The following is a 10,122-nucleotide window of genomic DNA, read 5'->3' on the forward strand; positions in this document are numbered from 1 at the left end:
CGCGCCGCCGCCGGTCCTCAGGCTGAGCGGCCTGGGATGGACCGTCGGCGGCGCGACCATCCTCCAGGACGTGTCGCTGGAGGTCCGCCAGGGCGAGTTCCTGGCCTTCATCGGCCCCAACGGGGCCGGCAAGACCTCGCTGTTCAACCTGGTCAGCGGCCTCAACCCGGTCAGCGGCGGCCGGATCGAGCTGGACGGCGCGGACATCACCGGGCAGCCCGCCCACGTCCGGGCCCGGCGCGGTCTCGGCCGGACCTTCCAGACCTCCAGCCTGTGGCCCGCGATGACGGTGGCCGACCACGTCCGGCTCGCGGCCCAGGCCGCGACCGGCGGCTCGTACCGGATCTGGCGCCGCGCCGACCGGTTCGAGCGGCAGGTGTCCCGGACGCTGGAGCGGACCGGGCTGACCGACCGGGCCGAGGCACGGGCCGGATCGCTCTCGCACGGCGAGAAGCGCAAGCTCGAACTCGCGGTGCTGCTGGTCGCCGAACCGCGGCTGATGCTGCTGGACGAGCCGATGGCCGGGGTCAGCGCCGAGGAGGTCCCCGCGCTGACCGAGCTGATCCGGTCACTGCACCGGGACGAGGGCCGCACCGTGCTCATGGTCGAGCACCACATGGACGTGCTGCTCGGCCTGGCCGACCGGCTCGCGGTGATGCACCACGGCACGCTGCTCGCGCTGGACACCCCGGAAGCGGTGATGGCCGACGCCACCGTGCAGTCCGCCTACCTCGGGGAGGAACTGTGACAGACAGTCAATCACGGCTGACAGTAAGGGATCTGCGGGTCGTCATCGGCGGCCGGCACATCCTGCACGGAGTGCGGCTCGACGTGGCCGGGTCCGGGGTGACCGCGCTGCTGGGCCGCAACGGAGCGGGCAAGACCACCACCGTGCGGGGCGTGCTCGGCCTGCTGCCGCGCACCGGCAGCGTGCTGCTGGACGGGGAGGAGACGGTCAGGACGGCCACCCACGCCCTGGTGCGGCGCGGCATCGGCTACGTCCCCGAGGACCGGGGGATCTTCGCCGGGCTCACCGTCGCCGAGAACCTGCGGCTGGCCGAGCGGGACGCCGAGCCGGACTACGGGCTGGTGCACGAGCTGTTCCCGGAGCTGAAGCAGCGGGCCCGGCAGGCCGCGGGCAGCCTCTCCGGCGGCCAGCAGCAGATGCTCGCCATCGGCCGGGCGCTGCTCAACGGCAACCGGATGGTCATCGCGGACGAGCCGACCAAGGGTCTGGCCCCGCGGATCGTCACCGAGGTCGCGGTCGCGCTGGAACGCGCGGCAGAGGCGGTCCCGGTGCTGCTGGTGGAACAGAACCTGCCGCTGGTGCGGCGGTTGGCGGGCGACTGCGTGGTCCTGGCGGACGGCCGCAGCGCCTGGTCCGGGCCCGCGGCGGAGCTGCTCGCCGACCCGGAGGCGTCGCGCGGCCTGCTCGGCGTCGGCACCCGGGCGTCCGCGAAAGGAGGCCACTGATGTCCGTGATCGTCCTGCTCACCCTCACCGGGCTCGGACTGGGAGCGCTGTACTTCCTGGTCGCGTCCGGTCTCTCGCTGATCTTCGGGCTGATGGACGTGCTCAACTTCGCCCACGGCGCCCTGCTGAGCATCGGCGCCTACGGCACCTGGTGGGCCGCCTCCGGCAACCTGCCCGGGGCCGGGCCCGGCGGGTTCGGGTTCGTGCTCGCCGTCGCCTTCGGCACCGCGGTCGGCACGGTCGCCGCGGCGCTGCTGGAACTCGCGCTGATCCGCCCGCTGTACGCCCGCCCCCGGGAGCAGATCCTGGCCACGGTCGGGATCAGCCTCGCCGTCCCGGCCCTGCTCGCCGCGATCTGGGGCGCCGACGCCCGCACCTTCCCCGGGCCGAAGGCGCTGTCCGGCACCTTCGGCCTGCTCGGCGCGGACGTCCCGGTCAACCGGCTGGTGCTGATCGGGGCCGCGCTGCTGGTGCTGGCCGCGCTCAAGCTGTTCCTCCGCTACACCCGCTACGGCCTGGTGGTGCGCGCCGGGGTCGAGGACCGGGCCATGGTCACCGCGCTCGGCATCGACGTCCGGAAGGCCTTCACCCTGGTCTTCGCCATCGGCGGAGCCGCCGCGGCGCTGGGCGGCGCCCTGGGCGGCCTCTACTTCGGCTCGGTCGACCCGGGCCAGGGCACCTCGCTGCTGATCTTCGCCTTCGTGGTCGTGGTGATGGGCGGGATGGGGTCGGTCACCGGCGCCGCGCTGGCCTCGGTCGGGGTCGGCCTGGTCCAGCAGTTCGCCAACTACTACACCACCGCCGGGCTCGGCGACCTCTCGGTCGTCGTGCTCCTCGCCGCGCTCCTGCTGCTGCGACCGCGCGGGCTGACCGGGAGGCTCGCATGACCACCACGACCACCAGCGCCGCCGCCCTCCCCGAACGGGCCGGGGCGGAGGCCGGTCCACCGTCCGGCCCCGGACGGACCCGGCTGCGCCGCGCCGCCCGCTGGTGGCCGGCCGGGGCCGGGGCGCTGCTGCTGCTCGCCCCCTACAGTGCGCTGCCGCTGCCGGGGCTGCTGGACGGCCCGATCGGCAGCCCGGGGAATCTCCAACTGCTGGCCCTGTGCCTGGTGTTCGGTGGTCTGGCGACCGGCTACGACCTGCTGCTCGGCCGGACCGGGCTGCTCTCCTTCGGGCACGCGCTGTACTTCGCCGCGGGCACCTACGCCACCAACACCGTCATGCTGGAGGCCGGGCTGCCGTTCGCCGCCTCGGCCCTGCTGGGGCTGCTGTTCGGGACGGCGCTGGCGGCGCTGCTCGGCTCGGTCAGCCTGCGGGTCAGCGGGATCGGCTTCTCCATGGTCACCCTGGCCTTCGCCCAGGCCGGATCGATCCTGGTGCAGCGGGACCCGGGCGGGGTCACCGGCGGCGAGGAGGGCCGTGCCGCGCCCGCCGGACGGCTGCCCGCGGCCCTGGTCGGCATCCAGCACACGGTCAACCTCTACTGGATCGCGCTGGCCTACCTGGTGCTGACGCTGGCGGTGGTGACCTGGGTGGTCCGCTCGCCGATCGGCCGGGTCTGGGAGGGCATCAAGGAGAACGAGCGCCGGGTCGAGGTGACCGGGCTGCGCCCGTACGGCTTCAAGCTGGTGGCGTTCGTGCTGGCCGGGGCGCTGGCCGCGCTCGGCGGCATCGTCTACCTGGTGCTGACCGGCGGCGCCACCCCGCAGACCACCACTTCCGACTTCACCCTGTCGCTGCTGGTGATGGTGGTGCTGGGCGGCTCCGGCAGCCGCTGGGGCCCGCTGATCGGCGGCGTCCTCTACACCTGGGCGGACCACCGGCTCGGCGACCTGGCCGGTTCGGCGACGGTCACCGGGCTGCCCGCGGTGCTGCGGGTGCCGCTGTCGCAGCCGCTGTTCCTGCTCGGCGCGCTGTTCGTGGCGGTGGTCTACCTGCTGCCGGGCGGGGTCGTCCGACTGCCGGAGCGGATAGGATCCGCCGGTCGCAGGGCCCTCAGGACCGGCCGCGCAGGCGGCCCCGAGCAGCAGGAGTCGACGCCGTGAACGGGAACCACCCCGAGGAATTGACGATGCATCAGCAGGGCGAGCCGATACCGCCGTTCGAGGAGCTGCGGGTGCCGGTCGCGGGTGGCGGGCTGACCGTGCTGCGCTGGCCGGGGACCGCGCCGGACGCACCGGTGGTGCTGGCCCTGCACGGGATCACCGCCAACGCCCTTTCCTGGGCCCGGGTCGCGCGGCAACTGGCCGGACGGGTCACCCTGCTGGCCCCCGACCTGCGCGGCCGGGCCGCCAGCGGCGACCTTCCCGGCCCGTACGGGATCGCCGCCCACGCCGACGACGCGGCGGCCGTCGCACGGGAGTTGGGGCTGACCGTGCCGGTCCTGGCCGGGCACTCGATGGGCGCGTTCACCGCCGCGCTGACCGCGGTCCGGCACCCGGGGCTGTTCCGCTCGCTGCTGCTGGTGGACGGCGGAGTGGGCTTCCCGGCCCCGGTCGAGCTGGACCCGGACCAGCTGATCACCGCGGTCATCGGCCCGGCCATGCGGCGGCTGTCGATGACCTTCCCCGACCGGGCCGCCTACCGCGCCTTCTGGCAGCAGCACCCGGCGTTCGGCGCCGACTGGTCGCCCTGGGCCGACGCCTACGTCCAACGCGACCTGGTCGGCCGGGAGCCGGAGCTGCGCTCCTCCTGCCGGATCGAGGCGGTGCGCACCGACGGGGTCGGCCTCTTCGCCCCCGAGGTGCTCGACGCGATCCACCAACTGCCGTGCCAAGCCCGGCTGCTGTGGGCGGAGCGGGGGCTGATGGACGAGCCGCAGGGGCTCTACGACCCGCAGCGGCTGACCGCGGCCGGGCTGGACCCGGAGCGGGTCGGCACCCGGCTGGTGGCCGGCACCAACCACTACACCGTGCTGATCGGGGAGCAGGGCTCCCGCTGCGTGGCCGACGAGCTGCTCACGCTGGTCACGGATGTCCGCTGAGCCGGTGCAGCCGTAGCGCGAGATGCAGCTCCAGGGCGCGTTCCGGGCTGTTCCAGTCCGCGCCCAGCAGCGCCTGGACCCGGTCCAGGCGCTGCACCACGGTGTTGATGTGCAGATGCAGCTCCTCCTTGGTGCGGGTCAGGCTGCCGCCGTTGGCGAAGTAGGCGCTCAGGGTGTGCACCAGCTCGGTGCGCCGCCGCCCGTCGTACTCCAGCAGCGGGCCCAGGGTGGCCGCGACGAAGCCGTCGACCTCGTGCCCGTCGCCCAGCAGGATGCCGAGGAAGCCCAGGTCGGCGGCGCAGGCGCCGTCCCCGCCGCGGCCGAGCAGCTGCAGTGCGCGCAGGCAGCGCAGCGCCTCCGCGTGCGCCGCCACCAGCGCCGGGGGCCCGCAGGACGGCCCCGACGCGGCCACCGTGACGGGTGCGCCCAACAGCTGGCTGAACCGCGCCGCCGCGTCCCTGGCCGCCTCGCCCGGGTCGGCGCCGTCGTGCGGGAGCAGCAGCACCACCGTGCCGCCCTGCTCGGCGCTGATGCTGGGGCTGCCGAAGAGGTAGCGCCCGGCGGCCTCGGCCAGCTTGTGCCGGGACTCCGGGCCGGCCTGGGCGACCAGCAGCAGCTGCGGGCGGTCCAGGTCGATGCCGAGGCGTCGGCCGCGCTCGGTGAGGTGGGCCGGATCGCGCTGCGGGGTGGTGAGCAGGTCGGTGATCAGCTCGCCGCGGACCCGGTTCTCGGCCTCGGCGACCGAGCGGCGCAGCAGCAGGAGCAGCGCGGTGACCACACCGGCCCGCTCGAACAGCCGCCGGTCCGAGTCGTCCAACTGGCCGCGGTCGTGCAGCACCAGACTGCCCAGCAGCTCGGGACCGGCCAGGACGGCGCAGATCCAGCGGCTCGCCCGGAGCACCGCCCGGCCCGCGGTGCGCGAGTCGTTGACGGCCTCGCGCAGCGCCCGGCCGTCCTCCGGGTCGTCCGGGAAACGCCCGGGGCCCGGACGGGCCGCGCTGAGCGGGCGGCCGTCCGGGTCGTGGATGGTGACCGTGCCGTTCAGCAGCCCGGCCACGGCCTCGGCGACGGCCGGGGCCTCGCCGCCGCGCAGCACCAGGTCGGTGAGCCGGTCGTGGGCCTGCTCGGCGCGCTGCATCGCGGCGGAGTGCTCGCTGATCACGGTGTTGGCCTCGGCCAGCCCGGCCAGCGCGGCCCTGGTGTCCTCCAGGGCGCGGGCGGTGTCGATGGCGATGGCGGCGTGCGCGGCCAGGGTGCAGAGCAGCGCGACCTCGTCCGGGGTGAACGGGCGCGGCGAGCGGTCGGCCGCGAACAGCACCCCGATCACCTTGCCGGTGCCGGCCGCGGTGCTCGCGCCCAGCAGCAGCGGCACGCCGAGGATGCCGACCAGGCCCTCGTCCACCACCCCGGCGTCGATGGTGCGGGTGTGGTGGAACCGGGCGTCGGTGCGGTAGTCGGGGGTGGCGTAGGGCTGGGCGGTCTGGGCGACCAGACCGCCCAGCCCCTCGCCGAGTTCCAGCCGCAGCCGCTGGAACAGTGCCGAGACCGAGCCGTCGGTGACCCGCATATAGGTGTCGCCGGCCTCCTCGTCCGGGAGGGTGAGGTAGGCGGTGTCGGTGCCGAGCAGCATCCGGGCCCGGCGCACGATGGCCTGCAGCACCGCGTCCAGGTCGCGGGACGCGGCCAGGTCGCCCGCGGTGTCGAACAGCGCGCTGAGCTGGTGCTCGCGGCGGCGGTGCTGGCTGAGGGTGCGGTGCACCTGCAGGGCGAGGCGTCCGGCCTCCGGGTCCTCGGCCGCGAGCGCGCCGAGCTGCTCGGCGGTCGCTCCGTCGGCGAGCAGCCGCAGCAGGCGGGCGGCGGGGGCACTGTGACTGGTCTCGGGCATGGTGCGGGCCATCGTTCCAGGTCAGACCGTATCTGTCAGTACGGTGGGAGTAATCTTCTGCTCGGCGCTGTCGGGTTGGGCATCGGCCTCGGCGTCGACCGCGGCCAGGTCGCGGCCCCTGGTCTCCTTGGCGAACAGCAGCGCAATCACGGTGACCACCGCCGCCAGCGAGATGTAGACCGAGACCGGGGTGGCGTCGCCGTAGTGCGCGAGCAGCGCCACCGCGATCAGCGGCGCGGGCGCGCCCGCCGCCACCGACGCGAACTGGGCGCCGATGGAGGCGCCGGAGAAGCGCATCCGGGTGGCGAACAGCTCGGAGAAGAACGCGGCCTGCGGCGCGTACATGGCGCTGTGGAAGACCAGGCCGACGGTGACCGCGAGCACCAGCATCGGGAACGACCTGGTGTCCAGCAGGGCGAAGAAGGCCCAGGCCCAGGCGCCCACGCCGACCGCGCCGACCAGGTAGACCGGCTTGCGTCCGACCCGGTCGGAGAGCGCGCCGAACAGCGGGATCAGGCAGAACTGCACCGCGGAGCCGATCAGCACGGCGTTGAGCGCGGTCTGCTTGGCCAGGCCGAGATGGTCCACGCAGTAGGTCAGAACGAAGGCGGTGATGACGTAGTAGGAGATGTTCTCGGCGATCCGGGCGCCCATGGCGACCAGGATGTCGCGCCAGTGCCACCGCAGCACCGACAGCAGCGGGGACGGCTCCCTGCTCGCCGCGTCGGCGGCCTTCCGGGCCTCGGCCCTGGCCAGCGCGTCCTGGAACAGCGGCGACTCGTCCACGCTCAGCCGCACCCACAGCCCGATGCCGACCAGGACCGCGGAGAGCAGGAACGGGATGCGCCAGCCCCAGGACTGGAAGGCGGCGTCGGACTGGACGGTGGTCATCAGCGAGAGCACGCCCACCGCGATCAGGTTCCCGGCCGGGGCGCCGCCCTGCGGCCAGGAGGCCCAGAAGCCGCGCCGCCGGGCGTCCCCGTGCTCGGAGACCAGCAGCACCGCGCCGCCCCACTCGCCGCCCAGCGCGAAGCCCTGGACCACCCGCAGTGTGGTGAGCAGGATCGGGGCGGTGATGCCGATGCTGCGGTAGCCGGGGACGCAGCCGATCAGCGCGCTGGAGACGCCCATCATCAGCAGACTGACGATCAGCAGCTGCTTGCGGCCGATCCGGTCGCCGAAGTGGCCGAAGACCAGTGCTCCCAGCGGTCGGGCGGCGAAACCGATGGCGTAGGTGAGGAACGCCAACAGGGTGCCGGTGAGCGGGTCGGAGTCGGGGAAGAACACCTTGCCGAAGACCAGGGCCGCGGCGGAGCCGTAGAGGAAGTAGTCGTACCACTCGATGGTGGTGCCGACCAGGCTCGCGGCGACGACCTTGGTCAGGCCTCGGGGACGGCCGTCCGGAGCGGGGGATGAGTGAGCGTTCACTACCTTGGGAGCGCCTGCCATGGGGACACCGTTTCTGGGAGGGGGAGAGGTTGGGGAAGGTCGGAGCGTGACGGCGCGTCAGTGCGCGGTCCAGCCGCCGTCCAGCGGCAGCGAGATCCCGGTGATGTAGCCGGCGTGGTCGGAGCAGAGCCACAGCACCGCCTCGGCCACCTCGACCGGCTCGATCAGCCGCTTGATCGCGGTGCGTTCCAGCAGCACCTGCTCCAGCACGTCCGCGGCCGGGATGTGACGGGTCAGTGCCTGGTCCGCGATCTGGTTCTCGACCAGCGGGGTGCGGACGTAGCCGGGGTTGACGCAGTTGCTGGTCACCCCGTGCGGGGCGCCCTCCAGCGCGACCACCTTGCTCAGCCCCTCAAGGCCGTGCTTGGCGGTGACATAGGCCGACTTGAACGGGCTGGCCCGCAGCCCGTGCACGGACGAGATGTTGACGACGCGTCCCCACCCCTGCCGGTACATGTGCGGCAGCGTGCGCCGGATGATCAGGAACGGGGCCTCGACCATCACCTTCTGGATCAGCGCGAAGCGCTCGGGCGGGAAGTCCTGCACCGGGGAGAGGTGCTGCAGGCCCGCGTTGTTGACCACGATGTCCGCGTCGTCGGGCAGCGTGTCCACGGCTCCGGGGTCGGCCAGGTCGACCACGAAGGCGGTGCCGCCGACCTCCTCCGCGACGCTCTTGGCCCCCTCGGCGGCCCGGTCCACCACCAGGACGTGCGCGCCCGCGGCGGCCAGGGCCTGGGCGCAGGCCCGCCCGATCCCGCCGGCGGCACCGGTGACCAGGGCGGTGCGCCCGGCCAGGAACGGGGTCTCGGACGGAGTGGGTACGGCGTCGGCTGCGCCGGGGGCACGGATCATGCCCGCGCCGGGGTTCTGGGTGCTGTCCATGGCGGCCACCGTAGGAACGACGCGGACGCAGGCACATGTGCGGCGATGCCACAGTTGCCCGGTCCGCGGTGGCGTCCGCAGCCATGCCCCGCCCCCGGCCGCGCCGGTCAGCAGGACCCGCCCCGCCCGCCGGCAGGCCCCGCCGCGCCGCCCGGCGGGACCGGCCGGACGCCACGGCTGGGACCACCACCCCGGTGCCCGCGGCTGTGGCGGTTCATCACCTGGCTGCGGTCCGGGGCCGGTCGTAGGGTCCGGCGCCAGTAGCCGCCTCTTCACCCCCACCCAGGGAGTCCCCATGCGTGTGCACCTGCCGCCCGTCCGCAGGCTGGTCCGACGTCTCAGCACCACCGCCGTGCTCGCGCTGCTGGCCGCCGGTCTCGGCACCGCGGCCACGGTCGCCCCGGCCGCCGCCGCGTCCGGCAGCCTGCAGCAGGTCACCGGGTTCGGATCGAACCCGGGCAATCTGGCCATGTACGAGTACGCCCCGGCGAACCTGCCGGCGGGCGCGCCGCTGGTGGTCGCCCTGCACGGCTGCACCCAGACCGCGAACGACTACTACACCGACTCCGGCTGGCAGAAGTACGCCGACCTCTGGGGCTTCGCCGTGGTCTTCCCGCAGACCAGCTCCGCCAACAACGCGCTGTCCTGCTTCAGCTGGTTCGACTCCGGCAAGGACACCCGCGGCAACGGCGAGGCCGCCTCGGTGCTCTCGATGGTGACCCACGCCGAGAGCCAGTACGGCTCGGACACCCACCGGGTGTTCGTCACCGGCCTGTCTGCGGGCGCCGGGATGACCGCGGACCTGCTGGCCGACTACCCGGACGTGTTCGCCGGCGGTTCGATCGACTCCGGCCTGCCCGCCCAGTGCGCCACCACCCAGGCCGCCGCCTCCGGCTGCCAGGACGCGAGCCAGAACCTCACCCCGGCCCAGTGGGGCGACAAGGTGCGCAACTCCGACCCCGGCTACACCGGGCCATGGCCCAGGGTGGCGATCTGGCAGGGCACGTCCGACTACACCGTCTACCCGGTGAACGCCACCGAGCTGCGGGACCAGTGGACCAATGTCTGGGGCATCGGCCAGACCGCCTCCAGCACCGCGTCGCTGACCGGCGGCACGACCGAGAGCGTCTACAACGACGCGTCCGGCAAGCCCGCGGTCGAGCTGTACCAGATCTCCGGCATGGGCCACGGACTCGCCGTCAACCCCGGCAGCGGGACCGACCAGTGCGGCACCGCGGCGGCGTACTTCGTCCAGTCGATCTGCTCCAGCTACTACACCGGCCTGTTCTGGGGCCTCGACGGCTCCGGCACGGTCACCGTCCCGACGGCGCCGACCGGCCTGACCGCCACCGCGACCAGCAGCACGGCGACGCTGTCCTGGTCGGCGGTGTCGGGTGCGGCCTCGTACAACGTGTACCGGGGTGGGGGGAAGGTGGGCAGTGCGAGTG

The 10,122-nt window shown here is 73.8% G+C and carries 9 protein-coding genes; 6 read left to right on the forward strand and 3 right to left on the reverse strand.

The features are described from left to right. From ACEZDE_RS15715 to ACEZDE_RS15735, 5 genes are all read left to right on the forward strand, one after another. Nucleotides 1-748, forward strand: a 748-nt coding sequence (locus ACEZDE_RS15715; RefSeq protein WP_380536810.1) for an ABC transporter ATP-binding protein, incomplete at its 5' end; no start/stop codon positions are given. Next, nucleotides 745-1,473 (forward strand): ABC transporter ATP-binding protein, encoded by a 729-nt coding sequence (locus tag ACEZDE_RS15720; protein WP_380536812.1) that lies wholly within the window; start codon nucleotides 745-747, stop codon nucleotides 1,471-1,473. The genes ACEZDE_RS15715 and ACEZDE_RS15720, both read left to right, overlap by 4 nt. Next, entirely contained in the window at nucleotides 1,473-2,360 is an 888-nt protein-coding gene (locus tag ACEZDE_RS15725) for a branched-chain amino acid ABC transporter permease (protein ID WP_380536813.1), read from the forward strand. Before ACEZDE_RS15720 ends, ACEZDE_RS15725 begins: the two co-directional genes overlap by 1 nt. Next, nucleotides 2,357-3,520 (forward strand): branched-chain amino acid ABC transporter permease, encoded by a 1,164-nt coding sequence (locus ACEZDE_RS15730; protein ID WP_380536815.1) that lies wholly within the window; start codon nucleotides 2,357-2,359, stop codon nucleotides 3,518-3,520. The genes ACEZDE_RS15725 and ACEZDE_RS15730 overlap by 4 nt, the downstream gene beginning before the upstream one ends. A gap of 26 nt (nucleotides 3,521-3,546) precedes the next feature. After that, complete coding sequence (locus tag ACEZDE_RS15735) at nucleotides 3,547-4,458, forward strand: alpha/beta hydrolase (RefSeq protein ID WP_380536936.1); 912 nt, start codon at nucleotides 3,547-3,549, stop codon at nucleotides 4,456-4,458. Here ACEZDE_RS15735 and ACEZDE_RS15740 read toward each other — a convergent pair. From ACEZDE_RS15740 to ACEZDE_RS15750, 3 genes are read right to left on the reverse strand one after another with little or no spacing between them, the layout of a single operon-like run. After that, a complete protein-coding gene (locus ACEZDE_RS15740) occupies nucleotides 4,442-6,343 on the reverse strand; it encodes a helix-turn-helix domain-containing protein (RefSeq protein ID WP_380536816.1) in 1,902 nt (633 codons plus the stop codon). The genes ACEZDE_RS15735 and ACEZDE_RS15740 overlap by 17 nt on opposite strands. Nucleotides 6,344-6,364: 21 nt before the next feature. Then, nucleotides 6,365-7,792 carry an MFS transporter gene (locus tag ACEZDE_RS15745; protein ID WP_380536818.1) on the reverse strand — a complete coding sequence of 476 codons (1,428 nt, stop codon included), beginning with the start codon at nucleotides 7,790-7,792 and terminating at the stop codon, nucleotides 6,365-6,367. Nucleotides 7,793-7,849: 57 nt separating this feature from the next. Beyond that, a complete protein-coding gene (locus tag ACEZDE_RS15750) occupies nucleotides 7,850-8,644 on the reverse strand; it encodes a 3-hydroxybutyrate dehydrogenase (RefSeq protein WP_380536937.1) in 795 nt (264 codons plus the stop codon). Nucleotides 8,645-8,969: 325 nt separating this feature from the next. Here ACEZDE_RS15750 and ACEZDE_RS15755 point away from each other — a divergent pair. Continuing rightward, the coding region (locus ACEZDE_RS15755) for an extracellular catalytic domain type 1 short-chain-length polyhydroxyalkanoate depolymerase (protein WP_380536819.1) at nucleotides 8,970-10,122 on the forward strand (1,153 nt) is incomplete at its 3' end.

It is taken from the genome of Streptacidiphilus cavernicola, assembly GCF_042510955.1.
Lineage (GTDB): Bacteria > Actinomycetota > Actinomycetes > Streptomycetales > Streptomycetaceae > Streptacidiphilus > Streptacidiphilus cavernicola.